Annotated in this window: 16 protein-coding genes; 13 read left to right on the top strand and 3 right to left on the bottom strand. The window is 71.8% G+C overall.

Annotated elements, in window-relative coordinates:
* The first annotated feature begins 63 nt into the window (after positions 1 to 63).
* On the top strand, positions 64 to 759 hold the full coding sequence (locus tag IE136_RS28370) for a DUF4190 domain-containing protein (RefSeq protein ID WP_158991015.1): 696 nt from the start codon (positions 64 to 66) through the stop codon (positions 757 to 759).
* A gap of 72 nt (positions 760 to 831) precedes the next feature.
* Here IE136_RS28370 and ybiA read toward each other — a convergent pair whose 3' ends face one another.
* Entirely contained in the window at positions 832 to 1,380 is a 549-nt protein-coding gene (gene ybiA / locus IE136_RS28365) for a riboflavin biosynthesis intermediates N-glycosidase (RefSeq protein WP_158991017.1), read from the bottom strand.
* Between the two features lie 175 nt (positions 1,381 to 1,555).
* Between ybiA and IE136_RS28360 the strand changes: the two genes are divergently transcribed.
* From IE136_RS28360 to IE136_RS28325, 8 genes are all read left to right on the top strand, one after another.
* Positions 1,556 to 3,070: a gamma-aminobutyraldehyde dehydrogenase gene (locus IE136_RS28360; protein ID WP_158991019.1), complete on the top strand. Its 1,515-nt coding sequence runs from the start codon at positions 1,556 to 1,558 to the stop codon at positions 3,068 to 3,070.
* A gap of 50 nt (positions 3,071 to 3,120) precedes the next feature.
* Positions 3,121 to 4,368, top strand: a complete 1,248-nt coding sequence (locus IE136_RS28355; protein ID WP_158991021.1) for an ABC transporter substrate-binding protein — start codon at positions 3,121 to 3,123, stop codon at positions 4,366 to 4,368.
* 40 nt (positions 4,369 to 4,408) lie between these two features.
* Positions 4,409 to 5,560: an ABC transporter ATP-binding protein gene (locus IE136_RS28350; RefSeq protein ID WP_158991023.1), complete on the top strand. Its 1,152-nt coding sequence runs from the start codon at positions 4,409 to 4,411 to the stop codon at positions 5,558 to 5,560.
* Complete coding sequence (locus IE136_RS28345; RefSeq protein ID WP_158991024.1) at positions 5,557 to 6,474, top strand: ABC transporter permease; 918 nt, start codon at positions 5,557 to 5,559, stop codon at positions 6,472 to 6,474. Before IE136_RS28350 ends, IE136_RS28345 begins: the two co-directional genes overlap by 4 nt.
* Positions 6,474 to 7,268, top strand: a complete 795-nt coding sequence (locus IE136_RS28340; protein ID WP_158991032.1) for an ABC transporter permease — start codon at positions 6,474 to 6,476, stop codon at positions 7,266 to 7,268. The genes IE136_RS28345 and IE136_RS28340 overlap by 1 nt, the downstream gene beginning before the upstream one ends.
* A gap of 38 nt (positions 7,269 to 7,306) precedes the next feature.
* On the top strand, positions 7,307 to 8,725 hold the full coding sequence (locus IE136_RS28335; RefSeq protein WP_189601764.1) for an NAD(P)/FAD-dependent oxidoreductase: 1,419 nt from the start codon (positions 7,307 to 7,309) through the stop codon (positions 8,723 to 8,725).
* 177 nt (positions 8,726 to 8,902) lie between these two features.
* Positions 8,903 to 9,373: a hypothetical protein gene (locus IE136_RS28330; protein WP_158991036.1), complete on the top strand. Its 471-nt coding sequence runs from the start codon at positions 8,903 to 8,905 to the stop codon at positions 9,371 to 9,373.
* 122 nt (positions 9,374 to 9,495) lie between these two features.
* The gene (locus IE136_RS28325; RefSeq protein ID WP_189601763.1) at positions 9,496 to 11,331 is read left to right on the top strand and encodes a chitinase; all 1,836 of its coding nucleotides are present in this window, start codon (positions 9,496 to 9,498) and stop codon (positions 11,329 to 11,331) included.
* On the opposite strand, the gene IE136_RS36625 is transcribed toward IE136_RS28325, so the two are convergent.
* Complete coding sequence (locus tag IE136_RS36625) at positions 11,279 to 11,743, bottom strand: phosphatase PAP2 family protein (protein WP_308432483.1); 465 nt, start codon at positions 11,741 to 11,743, stop codon at positions 11,279 to 11,281. The genes IE136_RS28325 and IE136_RS36625 overlap by 53 nt on opposite strands.
* Before the next feature lie 412 nt (positions 11,744 to 12,155).
* A complete protein-coding gene (gene gabT, locus IE136_RS28315) occupies positions 12,156 to 13,490 on the bottom strand; it encodes a 4-aminobutyrate--2-oxoglutarate transaminase (RefSeq protein ID WP_189601761.1) in 1,335 nt (444 codons plus the stop codon).
* Positions 13,491 to 13,899: 409 nt separating this feature from the next.
* Here gabT and IE136_RS28310 point away from each other — a divergent pair, with 409 nt between their 5' ends.
* The 4 genes from IE136_RS28310 to IE136_RS28295 form a co-directional block, all read left to right on the top strand.
* Complete coding sequence (locus IE136_RS28310; RefSeq protein ID WP_189601760.1) at positions 13,900 to 16,110, top strand: type IV secretory system conjugative DNA transfer family protein; 2,211 nt, start codon at positions 13,900 to 13,902, stop codon at positions 16,108 to 16,110.
* Positions 16,111 to 16,191: 81 nt separating this feature from the next.
* The gene (locus tag IE136_RS28305; protein ID WP_189601759.1) at positions 16,192 to 17,754 is read left to right on the top strand and encodes a PucR family transcriptional regulator; all 1,563 of its coding nucleotides are present in this window, start codon (positions 16,192 to 16,194) and stop codon (positions 17,752 to 17,754) included.
* 292 nt (positions 17,755 to 18,046) lie between these two features.
* A complete protein-coding gene (locus IE136_RS28300; RefSeq protein WP_189601758.1) occupies positions 18,047 to 19,000 on the top strand; it encodes an EamA family transporter in 954 nt (317 codons plus the stop codon).
* A gap of 169 nt (positions 19,001 to 19,169) precedes the next feature.
* Positions 19,170 to 20,571 (top strand): aldehyde dehydrogenase family protein (locus IE136_RS28295; protein ID WP_189601757.1); only part of this gene is annotated, 1,402 nt, incomplete at its 3' end.

The raw sequence follows: 20,571 nt of genomic DNA, 5'->3' as shown, positions 1-20,571 counted from the left end.
GGCCGGGCCGGTCCCCGCTCGGAGGGAGGTCGTAGCATGGCGGGACCACGATGGGGGAGGCCCATGTCTGACAACAGCGAGCAGCAGCGGGGCGGGTACGACCCGGCGGATCCGTGGGCTCCGCCGAACCGCGACGGGGTGGAACTGAGCAAGCCGACGGCCCCGGACGCCCAGGACCGTCCGTCGGCGGCACCGGAGCCGCGGGACCGGCCCCCGGTGTCGCCGGTGCACGACCAGCCGACGATGACGTCGATGCCGGCGGCGGGGGACGGCACAGGAGAGCTTCCGCCGCCGCCCGTGGCCCCGGGCGGACCGGCGGCGACGCCCGGCGCGTACGGCTACCCGCCGACGCCGCCGGCGGCCGCGGCGTCGACGTACGGCTATCCCGGCTACCCGGGGTACAGCGGCTACGGCCAGCAGGGCTGGCAGGGCGGTGGTCAGTCCAACGGCATGGGTACGGCGGGCATGGTGCTCGGCATCCTGGCCGTCTGCCTCTTCTGCCTGTACGGCGTGCTCAGCCTGATCCTGGGCGTACTGGCCCTGATCTTCGGGATCATGGGCCGCAAGCGCGTCCAGCGCGGCGAGGCGAACAACGGCGGCCAGGCCACGGCCGGTGTCGTCCTGGGATCGATCGGCATCGCGCTCGGAGTGGCGGTCATCGCCTTCTTCGTCTGGATCTTCATGAACGCCGAGGAGTTCGAGAACGACGGCGACCTGAACGACCCGTTCGCGACCAGCCTGGTCGTCGAAAACCGCTGAGCCACCCGGCCGACGACGCCGACGGCGACGAACACGAAGGGCCCCGCACCCCGGTGCGGGGGCCTTCGCCGTTCACCCGGTCCGCAGGCGGAACCTCGCCTCCATCAGGGCGAAGCCCAGCAGGTTCAGGCCCCGCCAGCGGGAGGGGTCCTTCGCCCGGGGGTCGTCGGCGGTCAGGCCGATGCCCCACACCCGGTCCACCGGGCTCGCCTCCACCAGCACCCGTCCGCCCGTGCCGAGCAGGAACCCCCGCAGCGCCTCGTCCGAGGCGAACTTGTGGACGCTGCCCTCGACCACGATCCCGAAGCGCTCCCGCTCCCACACCGTCTGGTCGAAGCCCCGCACCAGCCGCCCGGCCCTCTTCGCCTCGGCCGGCGAGCGAGCCGTGAGCGCCGCCCGCTCGGCCTCCGGGTCTCCGAAGAGTCTCGCCTTCGACGTCATCATCCAGTGCTCCGCCGTCGCGTAACGCACGCCGTCCACCTCGAAGGGTGACGGCCACCACTGGCTCAGGCAGCTCGCCGAGAGCTCCCCGTCCGGCCTCGGACGGTGCCCCCAGAAGTGCAGCCATTTCACCCGCTGACCCCTGCTGACCTGCTGTGTCAGCTCCTCGAGATTCCCCATGCATGCGAGTCTGGCAGCCGCCACGGACACTTCGTACGGGGATTTCCCGGGACCCTCGACACATGGTCGACCGATTCCGTCGCGTAACCAAAAGGCAACAACGGAATCACTTGTTGGACCGGCATCACTCTGTCAGGATCGGCACTCAATTCGAGCTGGAACAACGGAGAGCGTCATGGGCAACCGCTTCCAGGTGACCGACCGCTTCGCGGACGGCGCGCAGTACATCGGCGGGCGGCTGCGCCCCGGGACGTCGGGTCGGGAGCACAACGTCGTCGACCCGGCCACCGGCGAGAGGGTCCACACCTACGAACTGGCCTCCACGGCGGACGTCGACGCGGCCGTCGCCGCCGCCAAGGACGCCTTCCCCGCGTGGGCCGGCGCCACCCCCGGCGAGCGCTCCGACGCCCTGCACCGGTTCGCCGGCGTCCTCGCCGAGCAGGCCGAGGAGTTCGCCCGTGTCGAGTCCCTCCAGTGCGGCAAGCCCATCAAGCTGTCGACGGAGTTCGACGTCCCCGGCACGGTCGACAACACCGCCTTCTTCGCCGGGGCCGCCCGCCACCTCCAGGGCCAGTCCGCCGGCGAGTACAGCGGCGACCACACCTCGTACGTCCGCCGCGAACCCATCGGGGTCGTCGGCTCCATCGCCCCCTGGAACTATCCCCTCCAGATGGCCGCCTGGAAGATCCTCCCGGCCGTCGCCGCCGGCAACACGATCGTCCTCAAGCCGGCCGAACTCACCCCGCTGACCTCGCTGATGTTCGCGCAGGCGGCCACGGAGGCCGGGATCCCCGACGGCGTCGTCAACATCGTGACCGGTGCCGGCCGGACCGCAGGCGAGCACCTCGTCGGCCACCCCGACGTGGCGATGACGTCCTTCACCGGCTCCACCCCCGTCGGCAAGCGGGTCGCCGAGATCGCCACCTCCACCGTGAAGCGGCTCCACCTCGAACTGGGCGGCAAGGCGCCCTTCGTCGTCTTCGACGACGCCGACCTGGAGGCCGCCGCCCACGGCGCCGTCGCCGCCTCCCTCATCAACACCGGCCAGGACTGCACCGCCGCCACCCGCGCCTACGTCCAGCGCCCGCTCTTCGACGCCTTCGTCGCGCGGGTCGCCGAGCTGATGGAGACCGTCCGCCTCGGCGACCCCTTCGACCCCGCCACCGATCTCGGCCCGCTGATCAGCCACGTCCAGCGGGACCGGGTCGCCGCCTTCGTCGAGCGCGCCCGGGGCTACGCCACCGTCGTCACCGGCGGCGAAGCCCCGGGAGGAGGGCTGAAGAACGGTGCGTACTACCGTCCGACCCTGATCACCGGCGCCGCGCAGGACAGCGAGGTCGTGCAGTCGGAGATCTTCGGACCGGTCCTCGTGGCCCTGCCCTTCGACAGCGACGACGAGGGTGTCCGACTGGCCAACGACACCCCCTACGGCCTCGCCGCCTCCGCGTGGACCCGTGACGTCTTCCGCGCGAACCGTGCCACCCGCGAGATCAAGGCGGGGTGCGTCTGGGTCAACGACCACATCCCGATCATCAGCGAGATGCCGCACGGCGGCTACAAGGCATCCGGCTTCGGCAAGGACATGTCGGCGTATTCCTTCGAGGAGTACACGCAGGTCAAGCACGTGATGTACGACAACACGGCGGTCGCCGCGAAGGACTGGCACCGCACGATCTTCGGGGACCGATAGCCAGCACGTCGCCCGACCGGCGGCGAAACCATCCCGAAAGGGCACAGCGCATGGAGCAGTACGAGCCCGACAGCCTGTCCGCGGCACAACTGGCCGCGATGCGGCGCAGCCTGACGAGCGGCCGGGGCGCCCTCACCCGCCGTTCGATGCTGCGTGCCGGAGGCGTCGGAGCGCTCACGGTCGGCGGCCTCGCCGGTCTGAGCGCCTGCGGCATCCCCCCGGCCAAGCGTGAGGGCCAGGGCCCCGCGTCCACGGACTTCTCGGCCAAGGAGAAGCAGCTGAGCTTCTCCAACTGGACCGAGTACATGGACGTCAGCGAGGACGAGAAGACCCGTCCCACCCTGGAGGCGTTCACGAAACGCACCGGGATCAAGGTCAAGTACACCGAGGACATCAACGACAACGTCGAGTTCTTCGGAAAGATCAAGCCGCAGCTCGCCGCCGGCCAGGACACCGGCCGCGACCTGATCTGTGTGACCGACTGGCTCGCCGCCCGCATCATCCGGCTCGGCTGGGCGCAGAAGCTCGACCCGGCCAACCTCCCGAACGCGTACGCCAACCTCTCCGCCCAGTTCCGGCGCCCCGACTGGGACCCGGGCCGCGCCTACTCGTACCCCTGGACCGGTATCTCCACCGTCATCGCGTACAACGTGAAGGCGACCGGCGGCAAGAAGGTCGACTCGGTCACCCAGCTCCTGGACGACCCCTCCCTCAAGGGCCGGGTCGGCTTCCTCACCGAGATGCGCGACTCGGTCGGCATGACCCTGCTCGACCTGGGCAAGGACCCCGGGAAGTTCACCGACGCCGACTACGACCAGGCGATCGGCCGGCTGCAGAAGGGCGTCGACAAGAAGCAGATCCGCCGCTTCACCGGCAACGACTACACCTCCGACCTGGACAAGGGCGACCTCGCGGCCTGTCTCGCCTGGGCCGGCGACGTCATCCAGCTGCAGGCCGACAACCCGGACATCAGGTTCGCGATCCCCTCGGCCGGCTACATCACCTCCAGCGACAACCTCCTCGTCCCCACCAAGGCCCGGCACAAGACGAACGCCGAGAAGCTCATCGACTATTACTACGAGCTTCCGGTCGCCGCCCAGCTCGCCGCGTACATCAACTACGTCTGTCCGGTCGACGGAGTGAAGGACGAGCTCGCCAGGATCGACCCGGAGCTCGCGAGCAACACGCTGATCCTGCCCGACAAGGCCATGGCCGCGAAGTCGCACGCCTTCCGCTCCCTGACGAGCCGGGAAGAGACGGCGTACGAGGAGAAGTTCGCCAAGCTCATCGGTGCCTGAGCAGCCGTCGCCCACCCCTTACGAACCGGGATCGCAACCCATGACTGACACGAACACCGGCGGCGACGTCCGTCTCACCGGCATCAGCAAGACGTACGGCTCCTTCACCGCCGTGCACCCGCTCGACCTGACCGTCCCGCAGGGCTCGTTCTTCGCCCTCCTCGGCGCCTCCGGCTGCGGCAAGACCACCACGCTGCGGATGATCGCCGGCCTGGAGGAGCCCACCACCGGCACCGTCTTCCTCGGCGACAAGGACGTCACCGACCTCCCTCCGTACAAGCGGCCGGTCAACACCGTCTTCCAGTCCTACGCGCTCTTCCCGCACCTGGACATCTACGAGAACATCGCCTTCGGTCTGCGCCGGCGGGGCGTCAAGTCGGTGAAGAAGCAGGTCGGCGACATGCTCGACCTCGTCCAGCTCGGCGACAAGGCCAAGCACAAGCCGCACCAGCTCTCCGGCGGCCAGCAGCAGCGCGTCGCCGTCGCCCGCGCGCTCATCAACCACCCGCAGGTGCTCCTCCTCGACGAGCCGCTCGGCGCCCTCGACCTCAAGCTGCGCCGCCAGATGCAGTTGGAGCTCAAGCGGATCCAGACCGAGGTCGGCATCACCTTCGTCCACGTCACGCACGACCAGGAGGAGGCCATGACGATGGCCGACCAGGTCGCGGTGATGAACGGCGGCCGGGTCGAGCAGCTGGGCGCGCCCGCCGACCTCTACGAGAACCCCCGGACCACGTTCGTCGCGAACTTCCTCGGCACCTCCAACCTCATCGAGGCGGAGGTCGTCGAGACCGGCGGCACGGACCTGGTCGTCACGGCCGGCGGGGGCAAGCTCAGCCTGCCCGCCGACCGATGTTCCGCGGCCGTACGCACCGGCGGCAAGGTCCTCGTCGGTGTCCGGCCCGAGAAGATCTCGCTCGCGCACGCCGACGACGCGGGGAAGATCGCCGAGGGCCGCAACAGGGTCACCGGCCGGATCGTCGACTCCTCCTTCATCGGCGTCTCCACCCAGTACGTCGTGAACTCGCCGGCGGGCGCGGAGCTGCAGGTCTACGAGCAGAACATAGAGCGGGACACGCGCCTGGCCCCCGGCGCCGAGGTCGTCCTGCACTGGAACCCGGCCCACACCTTCGGCCTGGACGCGACCCAGGACATCGACGCGGGCGTGGAGACGGTGGAGGACGCCTCGTGACCATCACGGAAGCTCCACCCGCAGCGGACCTGCCGGTCCGCAAGGGGTCCACCCGCAAGCGGCTCGTGCCGTACTGGCTGCTCCTGCCCGGCATCATCTGGCTGGTCGTCTTCTTCGCGCTGCCGATGGTCTACCAGGCCTCGACCTCCGTGCAGACCGGCTCCCTGGAGCAGGGCTTCGAGGTCACCTGGCACTTCCAGACGTACTGGGACGCCTTCCGGGAGTACTGGCCGCAGTTCGTCCGGTCCCTGCTGTACGCCGGTACCGCCACGCTGCTCTGTCTGCTCCTCGGCTACCCGCTGGCGTACGTGATCGCCTTCAAGGCCGGCCGCTGGCGCAATCTGCTCCTGGTCCTGGTCATAGCGCCGTTCTTCACCAGCTTCCTCATCCGGACGCTGGCGTGGAAGACGATCCTCGCCGACGGCGGGCCGGTCGTCGACGTCCTCAACACCCTGCACGTCCTGGACGTGACCAGCTGGATCGGCTGGACCGAGGGCGACCGCGTGCTCGCCACCCCGATGGCCGTGGTCTGCGGTCTGACGTACAACTTCCTGCCGTTCATGATCCTTCCGCTCTACACCTCCCTGGAGCGGATCGACGGCCGGCTGCACGAGGCGGCGCGGGACCTGTATGCGTCGCCGACCACCACCTTCCGGAAGGTGACGTTCCCGCTCTCCATGCCGGGCGTGGTCTCGGGCACGCTGCTCACGTTCATCCCGGCGAGCGGTGACTACGTCAACGCGGAGCTGCTCGGCTCCACCGACACCAAGATGGTCGGCAATGTCATCCAGTCGCAGTTCCTGCGGGTGCTCGACTACCCGACGGCGGCCGCGCTGTCCTTCATCCTCATGGCGATCGTGCTGATCATGGTCACCGTCTACATCCGCCGTGCCGGAACGGAGGACCTGGTCTGATGCGCTGGATACGACGCAACCTCGTCGTCATCGCGGGTCTGCTGACGCTCGCGTACATGATCGTGCCGAACATCGTCGTGATGGTGTTCTCGTTCAACAAGCCGAACGGGCGCTTCAACTACGCCTGGCAGCGGTTCTCGCTGGACGCCTGGAAGGACCCGTGCGGCGTCGCCGACCTGTGCGGCTCGCTGACCCTGTCGCTCCAGATCGCCGCCTGGGCCACGCTCGGCGCCACGGTCCTCGGCACGATGATCGCCTTCGCGCTGGTCCGCTACCGCTTCCGGGCGCGCGGGGCGATCAACTCGCTGATCTTCCTGCCGATGGCGATGCCCGAGGTCGTCATGGCCGCCTCCCTGCTCACGCTCTTCCTCAACATGGGTGCCGAGCTGGGCTTCTGGACGGTCCTGATCGCCCACATCATGTTCTGCCTGTCGTTCGTGGTGACAGCGGTCAAGGCGCGCGTGATGTCGATGGACCCGCGCCTGGAGGAGGCGGCGCGCGATCTCTACGCGGGCCCGGCGCAGACCTTCGTACGGGTCACGCTGCCGATCGCCGCACCCGGTATCGCCGCCGGAGCTCTGCTCGCCTTCGCGCTCTCGTTCGACGACTTCATCATCACCAACTTCAACGCGGGCTCGACCGTCACCTTCCCCATGTTCGTCTGGGGTTCGGCGCAGCGCGGCACGCCCGTGCAGATCAACGTCATCGGCACGGCGATGTTCGTCATCGCCGTCCTGGTGGTGGTCGCCGGTCAGATCGTCACGAGCCGGCGCAAGAAGGCAGCGACAAGCTGAGTACGACCTTGAGCTAAGCCCTGAAGGAGTTGGAAACCATGGCCCCAGTTGCCATGCGTAGTGCCGCACGATCTCTCTCCGACGCCCAGCCCGTCCCCTTCTGGCTGGAAGATCCCGGCAAGCCCGGCGCCGTGCCCGCCCTCACCGGCACCGAGAAGTGCGACCTTCTCGTGGTCGGCGGCGGCTACAGCGGACTGTGGACCGCGCTCCTCGCCAAGGAGCGGGAGCCGGACCGGGATGTCGTACTGATCGAGGGGCGCGAGGTGGGCTGGGCCGCCTCGGGCCGCAACGGCGGCTTCTGCGCCGCCTCCCTCACGCACGGGTTCGGCAACGGGCTCGCTCGCTGGCCGGACGAACTGACCACGCTGGAGCGGCTCGGCGAGCGCAACCTCGACGCCATCGAGGCGGCGGTCGCCCGCTACTCCCTCGACTGCGACTTCGAGCGCACCGGCGAGATCGACGTCGCCACCGAGCCGCACCAGCTCGAGGAGTTGCACGAGATGTACGAGGCGGCCCGCCGGCTCGGCCTCGCGGACGGCCTCGAACTCCTCGACCGGGACGCGGTCCGCGCGCAGGTCGACTCGCCGACCTTTCTCGGGGGCCTCCACGACCGCCGTGGCGTCGCCATGCTCCACCCCGCCAAGCTGGCCTGGGGCCTGAAGCGGGCCTGTCTGGACCTCGGCGTACGGATCTTCGAGAACACCCCCGGCCTCGAACTGGTCTCCCTCGGCGCCGGGATGGGCGTGCGCACCCCCTACGGCCGGGTGGTCGCCCGCCGGGTCGCGCTCGGCACCAACGTCTTCCCCTCCCTGGTCAAGCGGGTGCGGTACTACACCGTCCCGGTCTACGACTACGTCCTGACGACCGAGCCGCTGACCGACGCGCAGCTCGCCTCGGTCGGCTGGAAGAACCGCCAGGGTCTGGGCGACAGCGCCAACCAGTTCCACTATTTCCGCATCACCGCCGACAACCGGATCCTGTGGGGCGGTTACGACGCGATCTACCCCTTCGGAGGCCGCGTCAGCGCCGAGCGTGACCACCGCCCGGAGACGTACCTCAGGCTCGCCGAGCACTTCTTCCGCTGCTTCCCGCAACTGGAGGGGCTGCGGTTCAGCCACGCCTGGGGCGGCGCGATCGACACCTGCTCGCGCTTCTCCGCCTTCTTCGGCACGGCCCACCAGGGGAAGGTGGCGTACGCGGCCGGGTTCACCGGCCTCGGGGTCGGCGCCACCCGCTTCGGCGCGGACGTGATGCTCGACCTGCTGGCCGGTGAGCACACGGAGCGCACCGAGCTGAAGATGGTCCGTTCCAAGCCGCTGCCGTTCCCGCCGGAGCCGATCGCCTGGGCCGGCATCGGCATCACCAAGTGGTCGCTGGCCCGGGCCGACGAGAACGGCGGGCGCCGCAACCTGTGGCTGAAGGCGATGGACCGGCTGGGCCTCGGCTTCGACAGCTGACCGCTTCCCGCCCGCTGTGCGCCGGGTGCACGCCCCCGGCGCACACCATTCGATCATGGTGTGACCCCGTTCACTCCCGACGAACCGCCCGGACCCGCGTAATGATCGTCGCCCACCCCGCTCTGTGCGTGCGGACACCGCGTCGCGTGTCCGCACACGGAATGGAGGCCGTTGGCGATGAGTGGTTCGGGGGCCAGGACCGCAGTGGAATGGCTGGCATCGGTGGCACCGGATCCCGACGCCTGCCGGTGGGAATGGCAGCGCAACCCCCTCGGGGTCGCGCTGCTGCCCGCCGGCAGGCGTTGGGACGTGCTGATCCTGCCCGGGGAGCTCGGCTGCCCCACGCTCGACGTGCTGGTCCGGCTGGTGGACCGGCCGGGGCCGGTCCTGGCCGACTTCGGCGAGTCCCGGACGGGCTTCTTCGTGCCACCGGGCACGGCGGCGCGCTGGCTCGGCACGGGGGTGCGCGGCGCCGGCCACGGCACCTGGATCGTCGTCCCCTTTCCGGGCTGTGCGACCGGCGGAGTGCGCTGGCTGGTGCCGCCGGACGGCAGCGGAACCCTCAACGACGCCTCGCTCCTGGAGCTGGCGATGCACGAGGCGGCGGGCCGCCTGGCCCGGGAGGAAAGGAGAGGCGGGGCGCGGTAGCCGACCCCGGCGGGGCCGGACCGGGGCCGTACGCCGACCGTGGCAGAGGTCTTGACCACTTGATTGGTCTGGACCATGCTGTGGCGCGCTCCACCTCGATTCCCCCCACCCCGGAGGCAGTTGTGGACCGCACCCCCTCACGCACCAGACCCCTCGTCCTCGCGCTGGCGGGCGTGCTCGCCGCCGGCGGACTCGTCGCCCTCACCCCCGCGGCCCAGGCCGCCGACCCCGACCTCGCACGCAACGGCGGCTTCGAATCCGGCCTGGACGGCTGGAGTTGCACGGCGGGCAGCGGCGCCGTCGTCTCGTCACCCGTGCGCAGCGGGACGAAGGCACTCCTCGCGACCCCGGCGGGCAGCGACAACGCCAAGTGCTCCCAGACCGTGACCGTCAGGCCGAACTCCGCGTACACGCTGAGCGGCTGGGTCCGAGGCGGCCATGTGTACCTCGGCGCGTCCGGCACCGGCACCACAGACGTCTCCACCTGGACCCCCGCGGCGACCGACTGGCAGCAGCTGACGACCACCTTCCGTACCGGCGCGTCGACGACCTCGGTCACCCTCTACACCCACGGCTGGTACGGCACCCCCGCCTACCACGCCGACGACCTCTCCCTGGTCGGCCCCGGCGGCGACCCGGTCCAGCTCCCGGCCGCGCCCGCGGGTCTGGCGGCCGGCTCCCCGACTTCGTCGAGCGTCCCGCTGAGCTGGTCGGCGGTCCCCGGCGCCACCTCGTACCGGGTCCACCGTGGCGGCGCCCTGGTGGCGTCCGTCAGCGGGACCTCGTACACCGCGACCGGCCTCGCGCCCGCCACCTCGTACGGCTTCCAGGTCTCGGCCGTGAACAGCGCGGGCGAGTCCCCGAAGTCCGCGACGGTGACGGCGACGACCACCTCCGGCGGAGGCGGGAACCCGGGTGACGCCCTGCCGGCCCGCGCCCTCGTCGGCTACCTCCACGCGAGCTTCGCCAACGGCTCCGGCTACACCCGGATGGCCGACGTCCCCGACTCCTGGGACGTCGTCAACCTCGCTTTCGGCGAGCCGACTTCGGTGACCTCGGGCGACATCCGCTTCGCGCCGTGCCCGGCGGCCGAGTGCCCGAACGTCGAATCCGTCGCCGACTTCAAGGCCGCCATCAAGGCCAAGCAGGCCGCGGGCAAGAAGGTGCTGATCTCCATCGGCGGCCAGAACGGCCAGGTGCGGCTCGTCACCCCGGCCGCTCGCGACACCTTCGTCTCCTCCGTCTCCAAGATCATCGACGAGTACGGTCTCGACGGCCTGGACATCGATTTCGAGGGCCATTCCCTCTCGCTCCAGACCGGCGACACGGACTTCCGCGAGCCGACCAGCCCCGTGATCGTCCACCTGATCTCCGCGCTGAAGACCCTCAAGGCGAAGTACGGCTCCGGCTTCGTCCTGACGATGGCCCCGGAGACCTTCTTCGTCCAGCTCGGCTACCAGTACTACGGCTCCGGGCCCTGGGGCGGCCAGGACCCGCGCGCCGGCGCGTACCTGCCGGTCATCCACGCCCTGCGCGACGACCTCACCCTGCTCCACGTCCAGGACTACAACTCGGGCCCGGTCATGGGCCTCGACGGCCAGTACCACTCCATGGGCGGCGCGGACTTCCACATAGCCATGACCGACATGCTCCTCACTGGCTTCCCGGTCGCCGGCGACACGACCCGTGTCTTCCCGGCCCTCCGCCCCGACCAGGTCGCCATCGGCCTCCCCGCCTCCACCCACGCGGGCAACGGCCACACCTCCCCGGCCGAGGTGAACAAGGCCCTGAACTGCCTCACGAAGAAGACCGACTGCGGCACCTACCGGACCCACGGCACCTGGCCGGGCCTGCGCGGCCTGATGACCTGGTCCATCAACTGGGACCGGTTGGGCGGCTGGGAGTTCAGCCGGAACTTCGACACGTATTTCCGGACGAGCGCCGCCCGACGGAGCTGAGCGTCAGGATCAGCAGGCCCAGGCAGAGGCTGGCCAGCACGTCCAGGGGCCAGTGGAAGCCGCGCAGGACCAGGCCGGCCCCCGTCGCCGCCGTCAGGACGGCGGCGACGGGGAGCAGCCGGCGCGAGACCAGGAGGGCCGCGCCGAAGTAGGCGACCATCGCCGTGGCCGTGTGGCCCGACGGGTAGTAGCCCGCGGCCCACGGCTCCAGCGGGCCCGGGCGGGCGGTCCACTCCTTCAGGGGGACGACCACGAGCGGGACGAGCGCCATCGCGAGACCCGCGTAGAGGGCCGCAGCGCGCCGGCCGTGCCACACCGCGTACGCCATCGCGCAGCCGAGGACGGGGAGGGCGACCGTCATGTTGCCGAGGTCGGCGCCGAGTTCGGAGAGGCCGCGCGGGACCGTGTCCACCAGTGCGCGGGAGGCTCGCTCGTCTAGACGGGCCAGTGGGCCGCCGACCAGGACCTGCCAGGTGACGACGGCGAGAACGACGACCGCCGAGAAGACAGCCGGCCTCCCCGGAACAGGGGGGGTGGTTCCGGGAAGGCCGCTTTGACCGGGCTGCCGCGCGCCCCGGGGGGTGTGGGGCGGGCGGCCATCCGATCGGTGAGGAGTTCCGGAGCCGGAGGCTCCAGTGGTGTGCGCGAGGGCACGGCCAAGGCGGGGCTGGGGAGGCTCCGCCCTGGTGTCGCCCGCAGTCCCCTGCGAGCGGGGTGTTTCTCTCATCTGCAGAAACCGTACGCCACGGAAAGGAGGGCCGACAGCCGGATCTCCATCCCGCCATCGGCCCCCCACACCTTCTTCACACCGGGTGTCGCACGCCTCAGACTCCGGCGAACGCGTTCTCGATGATGTCGAGGCCCTCGTTCAGCAGGTCCTCGCCGATGACCAGCGGCGGCAGGAAGCGCAGCACGTTGCCGTAGGTGCCACAGGTCAGGACCAGCAGGCCCTCGGCGTGGCAGGCCTTCGCCAGCGCGCCGGCGGCCTCCGGGTTCGGCTCCTTGGTGGCGCGGTCCTTGACCAGCTCGATGGCGATCATGGCGCCGCGGCCGCGGATGTCGCCGATGGCGTCGAACTTCTCGGCCATCGCCGACAGGCGGGCCTTCATGAGCGACTCGATCTTCTTCGCCTTGGCGTTGAGGTCGAGCTCCTTCATCGTCTCGATGGAGCCCAGCGCGCCGGCGCAGGCCACCGGGTTGCCGCCGTAGGTGCCGCCCAGGCCGCCGCCGTGCACGGAGTCCATGATCTCGGCGCGGCCGGTGACGGCGGCGAGCGGCAGACCGCCCGCGATGCCCTTGGCGGTCGTGATCAGGTCGGGGACGATGCCCTCGTCCTCACAGGCGAACCACTGGCCGGTGCGGCAGAAGCCGGACTGGATCTCGTCGGCGACGAAGACGATGCCGTTGTCGTTGGCGAACTTCACGATCGCCGGCAGGAAGCCCTTGGCCGGCTCGATGAAACCGCCCTCGCCGAGTACCGGCTCGATGATGATCGCGGCGACGTTCTCGGCGCCGATCTGCTTGGTGATGTTGTCGATCGCCTGGGCGGCGGCCTCGGGGCCGCAGTTCTCCGGGCCGGTGGGCCAGCGGTAGCCGTAGGCGACCGGCACGCGGTAGACCTCGGGCGCGAACGGACCGAAGCCCTGCTTGTACGGCATGTTCTTCGCCGTCAGCGCCATGGTGAGGTTGGTACGGCCGTGGTAGCCGTGGTCGAAGACGACGACGGCCTGGCGCTTGGTGTACGAACGGGCGATCTTGACCGCGTTCTCGACCGCCTCGGCGCCCGAGTTGAACAGCGCGGACTTCTTGGCGTGGTCGCCCGGGGTCAGCTCGGAGAGCGCCTCACAGACCTCGACGTACCCCTCGTACGGCGTCACCATGAAACAGGTGTGCGTGAAGTCGGCGAGCTGCGCGGCGGCGCGGCGGACCACGGCCTCGGCGGAGGCGCCGACCGAGGTCACGGCGATGCCGGAGCCGAAGTCGATCAGACGGTTGCCGTCGACGTCCTCGATGATGCCGCCGCCGGCCTTGGCCGTGAAGACGGGCAGCACGGAGCCCACGCCGCCGGCCACGGCGTCGAGGCGGCGGGCCTGAAGCTCCTGCGACTTCGGACCGGGGATGGCGGTGACGACGCGCCGCTCCTGCGGGACAGCGTTCATGCGGGGCTCCTGGGGGTGTTCTGGACGCACGTGTGGCTTTCTTCCGCAGGCTAGGTGCGGGGGAGGGGTCCGGGCATGCGCCGATCGGGAGTGGTGGGGGGTGTGTCGTTGTCCGTGGTGGACATGGCGTCGCTCCGGGGCCGCCGGAAAGGCGCACGTTCCCACGGGTGGGCGAAACGGCTCGGGGGCCGCCGTCGCCCACTAGATTGACGGTTGCACGGATGCGGCGACCCGGCTGGTCAGGGGGCAGGGGTTCATGGAGACCGAAGGCACGTACGAGTCACGCGACACGCGGGGCACCGGCCGCGGGACGGGGAACGCCGTCCCGCGGCCCGCCACGCCACCCGGACCCCTCGCGCCGCCCCCCGCGCCCCTCGGGCCTCCCCCCGCGCCGGCCTCCTCGGGAGCCATGGCGCCGCCCGGCGTCCCGCCCGTGCCGGGGCACGCCCCCACCCGCATCGGCGTCGCCGAATGGCTCCGCACCCCCCGCCCGGCGGCCGACCCCGGCGTGTGGCGGCTGGGGCACCGCGAGAGGCCGCCGGAGGAGCCGGACCGGGTGCCAGGGCGCCAGCTGTTCACCGGCGCGTTCATCGCCTACCTCTGCGGCTGGCTGCTCTGGTCGCTGCTCTGGAACGGGTATCTCCAGGGATGGTGGATCTTCGTCACCGACTGGTGGCTGCTGCCGATGCTCTGGCTCGTCCCCGACTCCTGGCAGGCGCCCGCCAGCCCCCGGTTCGACCTGTACGTCGCCGCGACGTACCTCTGGTACGCCGTCGTCCTCACCCTCTTCGCGGTTGGCTTCGGACGGGTCGGCAACTGGCGGGACGTCTGGCTGCGCTACGGCGTCCCGCTGTGGCCGCTGTTCGTCCTCGTGCCGGGCGTCTGGCGCGACATGCCCCGCACCGTCACCTGGCTCGCCTGGGTCTCGAACGTCTACTACCTGCTGTTCGGCCTCGCGGTGCTCGCGGCCGTGGCGCGCGTCGGCACCTGGCCGGCCGTGCGCAGGCGCCTGGGGACGGCCGACCCAGCCGAGCCGGTCACGGAGCCGACGGCCGCCGACCCCGTCGAATGGCCCGAGCTGCGCGACGCCGGGCTCACCGAGGCCGCGGGCACGCTCGCCGACGCCACCCGCCGGGGCCTGCTCGGCGACGTCGACTACGCCCGGATCCGGCGCGCATGGCAGGGCGTACGCACCCGGCCCGAGCGGCTCGCCGCCTTCACCGAGGCCGTGCGGGCCCGCGGCGCCGCCGCCTGCGCCCACCCCTCCGGACTGCGCGACCTGCCCGTCCGTACCGCCACCCACGACCTGGCCACCGCCCAGGTCCTCATCGGCGCCGTGGCCGACCACCCGCGCAACCCGTACGCCCGCCGCACCACCGGCGTCGCCCTGGAGCCGGCGCTGCTCGGAACCTCGCTGCTCGCCGTCGGCCCGGCCGGGTCCGGGAAGACCACGCGTCTCGTCCGGCCGGTCGTCGAGTCGCTCTGTCTCCAGGCGCTGGCGAACCGGGCGGCCGTCGTCGCCGTCGCCTCCCACGGCACGGCCCTCGGCCCCGACGAGGCCTTCGACGTGGTCGTCTCCGTCGGGCGGCCCGAATCCACCCACGACCTCGACCTGTACGGCGGAACGGACGACCCCGACGAGGCCGCCCGGATCCTCGCCGAGGCGCTCGTCGGCGACCTCGTCGCCGACAGCCGCCGGGCCGCCACCGCGCTCGCCCAGCTGATCGGACCCTTCCGCGCCGCGTACCGGCGGTTCCCCGCCGTCCCCGAGCTGCGCGAGCTGCTCGCCGGGACGCCCGAGGCGCTGGACGCGCTGCGGGCCGCCGTCGCCGGCGACCCCGCCCAGCTGCGCGAGCTCGACGCCCGGCAGCGGCAGGACCGGCGCGGGGACGACACCGCCGTCCTGCTGGCCGAACGGATCGCCTTCCTCGACCGGCCCGCCTTCGCCTCCTTCTTCCACACCGTCCGGACCGAGGGCGAGCGCCCGCAGTTCTCGCTCCGAGCCGTCGAGCACCCCCTGCGCGTCCGCGTCGACCTGCCCGAACGGGGCCACGCCGAGGCCTCCCGGATCGTCTCCCGGCTGCTGCTCGCCCAGTTCGCCGAGGCCGCGCTCGGCCGTCGCGACCGGTCCCTGTTCGCCTGCCTGGTCCTCGACGACGCCACGTACACCGTCACCGGCGAATCGGTACGGGCCGTGCGGCGGCTGCGCTCCGTCAACGCCGGCGTCGTCCTCGCCCTGCGCGGTCTGGAGGACGTACCGGAGGCGCTGCGCGGGCCGCTGCTCGGGGCCGTCGGCTGCCGGATGGCGTTCGCGGGGATCGCGCCCTGGGACGGCGGACGGTTCGCCGAGACCTGGGGCACCGAATGGGTCCAGACCCGCGACGTCACCAACCGGCAGATCATCTCCGACGAGCCCCTCACCAAGGCTCTGCACTTCGTGCGGCGGGTGGTGACCGGCAAGGCGGCGACCGCGGAGGCCGTGACCGTGAGGGAGGTGGAGCGGGAGCGCTGGTCGGCCTCCGACCTCGCGCACGCCGTCCCCGCCGGGCACGCCGTGCTCTCCCTCACCCATGTGCGGGGCGAACACACGCCACCGCTCCTGGTCGACCTGCGGAGCTGACGCGGGCGCCCCCGGGCCCTGGCACAATCGGGTGCGCCGTTCGTCGGATCGGCCTCCCTCCGCTCAAAGGTACGACGGTCCATGCCGCCCACCCTCGCCTCCCTCGTCCAGCACTCGGCGCTCAAGCTCACGGTCCGCGCAGGTGAGGACCGTCTCGGCACCGCCGTGCGCTGGGCCCATGTCAGCGAGCTCGCCGACCCCGTCCCTTACATGGAGGGCGGCGAGCTGCTGCTCACCACCGCGCTGACGCTGGACGCCGAGGACCCCGAGGCGATGCGCCGCTACGTGCGGCGGCTGCTCGCCGCCGGGGTGGTCGGTCTCGGCTTCGCCATCGGCGTCAACTACGAGCACATCCCCGAGCCCTTGGTCGACGCGGCGCGCGCGGAGGGCCTGCCGCTCCTCGAAGTGCCGCGGCGCACCCCGTTCCTCGCCATCAGCAAGGCGGTGTCGGCGGCGATCGCGGCCGACCAGTACCGGGCGGTCACGGCCGGGTTCGAGGCCCAGCGCGAGATGACCCGAGCGGCGCTCGCGGAGGGCCCGGACGCGGTGGTCGCCCGGCTCGCGGCCCACGTGGACGGCTGGGCGGCGCTCTACGACACCTCCGGTGCCGTCCTCGCCGTGTCCCCCGAGTGGGCGGCGCGCCGGGCCGCCCGGCTGACGCCCGACGTCGAACGGCTCCGGGAACGGCCCGCCCCGGCGAGCGCGGTGGTCGGCGGCACCGAGGACCGGGTGGAGCTGCAGTCGCTGGGCACGGGGCGGCGGGTGCGGGGCGCGCTCGCGGTCGGGACGGGGGCGCCGCTCGGGACGGCGGAACGGTACGCCGTGCACTCCGCGATCGCGCTCCTGACGCTGACCACGGAGCGCTCGCGCTCACTGCAGGCGGCCGAGAGCCGGCTCGGCGCGGCGGTCCTGCGGATGATGCTGTCCGGGCAGCCCGACCACGCGCGGGCGGTGGCGGGGGACCTGTACGGCGGGCTGCTCGACGCCCCCTTCCGCCTCCTGATCGCCGAGACGGCGCCGGGGGAGCGGGAGGGCGAGCCGCCGCTCCCGGCGTTCGCCGACGCGCTCGAGTCGGCCGCGGCCCACGCCGGTGAGACGGTCCTGGCGGTCCCGGAGGGCGAGGACCGGCTCCTGGTCCTGGCCGGGGACGGCGGCGCCGTCGTCACGGCCTGCGAGGCGTACGCGGCACGGGACGCGGAGGAGGCCGGTGTCGTGGTCGGCCTCTCGGCCCCGGCGGGCCCGATCGCGGCGGCGGCCGCGTACAAGCAGGCCGAGCAGGCGTTGTCGGTGGCGCGGCGCCGGGGTCGGGCACTCGTCGAGCACGAGGAGCTGGCGGCCGGCTCGGTCCTGCCGCTGCTCGCGGACGACGCGGTCCGCGCCTTCGCGGACGGGATGCTGCGGCCCTTGAACGAGCACGACGCCACGGGCCGCGGCGACCTCGTCGCCTCCCTGCGGGCCTGGCTCTCCCGTCACGGCCAGTGGGACGCGGCGGCGGCCGACCTGGGCGTCCACCGCCACACCCTGCGCTACCGCATGCGCCGCGTCGAGGAGATCCTGGGCCGCTCCCTGGACGACGCGGACGTCCGCATGGAACTCTGGCTCGCCCTCAAGGCAACGGCTACGGAGTCCTCGCCCGAGCAGTAACGCCGGGCCTTCGGCCCGCCGGCCCCGGGTCGATCACCTGACCAGGGGTACGAGCCGGGCCCGGCGGCGAGCCGGCCCCGGCCGCCGGCCAGGGTCCCGGGTACTGGCCCGGATGCCGGACGCGGGGTTTGCCGGTACCGGCCCAGATGCCGGACGCGGGGCCTCGGCCTCCCCGGCCGCCTACGGCCACCCACCCTCAGCCCTCGCTCGCCAGGCCCGAAAAAGCCTCACACTGCCCGATCGCGGGCAAAATACCTGGCCTTGCCAACCGGGGTTCCATAATCTCCAGGACATGACAAGCCCCGCCGTCGATCCGGCCTCCTCCGCGCTTCGGACGCCCGCCCCCGCGCCCACCCCCCGCCGTATCTCCGGCGCCGTGTGGGCCGCGCTCGGCATCGTCTACGTCGTCTGGGGGTCCACCTACCTCGGGATCCGGATCGTCGTCGAGACGATGCCGCCCTTCCTCTCCGCCGGCCTCCGCTTCGTCGTCGCCGGACTGCTCCTCACCGCGCTGATCGCCTGGCGGCAGGGGCTCTCCGCCCTCCGCGTCACCCGCACCCAGCTCGGCTCCGCCGCCCTCGTCGGCTTGCTGCTGCTCCTCGGCGGCAACGGCCTCATCGTCCTCGCCGAGACCTCCGTCCCCTCCGGACTCGCCGCCCTGCTCGTCGCCGTCGTCCCCGCCTGGGTCGTCCTCCTCAAGGCCGTCTTCGGGCAGCGCCCCACCGGCGGCGGCGTCGCCGGCGTCCTGCTCGGACTCGCCGGACTCGCCGTCCTCACCCTCCCCGGCCTCAGCGGCGACGTCCGGATCAGCGGCGTCCTTCTCGTCGTCGTGGCCACCCTCCTCTGGTCCGTGGGCTCGTTCTCGTCCTCCCGGATCCCGATGCCCGCCAATCCCTTCACCGCCAGCGCGTACGAGATGGTCGCCGGCGGCCTCGGCTGCGCCGCGATCGGCCTGATCCGCGGCGAGCAGTACGGCCTCGACCCCACCGCGATCTCCGCCCGCTCCTGGATCGCGCTGGCCTCCCTCGTCGTCTTCGGGTCGCTGATCGCCTTCACCGCGTACGCCTGGCTTCTCCAGACCGCCCCGCTGTCGCTCGTCGCCACCTACGCCTACGTCAACCCGGTCGTCGCCGTACTCCTCGGCGCCCTCGTCCTCGACGAGGCCCTCACCTGGCCGATCGCCCTCGGCGGCGCGATCGTCGTCGCCGGCGTCTGGCTCATCGTCTCGACGGAGCGAAGGAGCTGAGCGCTTCGCTTCGGCCAAACCGGCGAGCCGGCCACCCCCGACCACTCCACACCGGACAAACGACGCTTCGCTCCCTCGGCCCTACCGTGGCAGTCGGACGCCTCGGCGACACCCGCCGAGTCAGTCAGCCACCGCTACACCAACCGATACGGAAAGGGCCGGGCCGCACATGTCTGACACCCACGCCTTCTGGCTCGCCGGCCGCGAGGCCACCGGCGAGGCCACCTTCGACGTCACCTCCCCGTGGGACGGTCGTCTCGTCGGCAAGGTCAGCGTGCCCACCGAGGCCCAGGTCGAGGAGGCCGTCGCGGCCGCCCACGCCGTCGTCGACGAGTTCGCCGCGACCCCGGCGCACGTCCGCGCCGCCGCCCTCGACCACGTGTCGAAGCGTCTCGCCGAACGCACCGAGGAGATCGCCCAGCTGATCTCCGCCGAGAACGGCAAGCCCATCAAGTGGGCCCGCGGCGAGGTCGGCCGCGCCGTCTCCGTCTTCCGCTTCGCCGCCGAGGAGGCCCGGCGCTTCAACGGCGGCGAGGCCCAGCGCCTCGACACCGAGGCCGGTGGCGTCGGCCGCCTCGCGCTCACCCGCCGTATCCCCAAGGGCGTCGTCCTCGGCATCGCGCCGTTCAACTTCCCGCTCAACCTCAGCGCCCACAAGGTCGCCCCGGCCATCGCCGTCGGCGCCCCGATCATCCTCAAGCCGGCCCCGGCCACTCCCATCTCGTCCCTGATCCTGGGCGAGCTGCTGGCCGAGACCGACCTGCCGGCCGGTTCCTGGTCCGTCCTGACCGTGCCGAACGACCGCATGCCCGCCCTCGTGCAGGACGAGCGCCTCCCGGTCATCTCCTTCACCGGATCCGACAAGGTCGGCTTCGCCATCCAGCAGTCCGTGCCGCACAAGCACTGCACCCTGGAGCTCGGCGGCAACGCCGCCGCCGTCGTCCTCGGCGACTGGGCGTCCGAGCAGGACCTGGACTGGGCGGCGACCCGCATCGCCACCTTCTCCAACTACCAGGGCGGCCAGTCCTGCATCTCCGTGCAGCGCGTGATCGCCGACGCCTCGGTCTACGACCGGCTCGTGCCGAAGATCGTCACCGCCGTCGAGGCCCAGGTCACCGGCGACCCGAACGACTCCGCCACCGACGTCGGCCCGCTGGTCGACGAGAACGCCGCCCAGCGCGTCGAGTCCTGGGTCGACGAAGCCGTCCAGGCCGGTGCGAAGCTGCTCACCGGCGGCAAGCGCGAGGGCGCCACCTACGCCCCGACCGTCCTCACCGACCTCCCGGCCGACGTCACGCTGGCCCGTGCCGAGGTCTTCGGACCGGTCCTCACCATCGCCAAGGTCGACGGCGAGGCCGAGGCCTTCGCCGCCGTCAACGACTCGGACTTCGGCCTCCAGGCCGGCGTCTTCACCCACGACCTGCAGACCGCCTTCCGCGCCCACCGCGCGCTGGAGGTCGGCGGCGTGATCATCGGCGACGTCCCGTCCTACCGCGCCGACCAGATGCCGTACGGCGGCGCCAAGAAGTCCGGCGTCGGCCGCGAGGGCGTCAAGTACGCGATGGACGACT

It is taken from the genome of Streptomyces lateritius, from assembly GCF_014649715.1.
Taxonomy (GTDB): Bacteria; Actinomycetota; Actinomycetes; order Streptomycetales; family Streptomycetaceae; genus Streptomyces; species Streptomyces lateritius.
The sequence above is the reverse complement of the archived record's forward strand: the minus strand, read 5'-3'. Positions and strand labels throughout refer to the sequence as shown.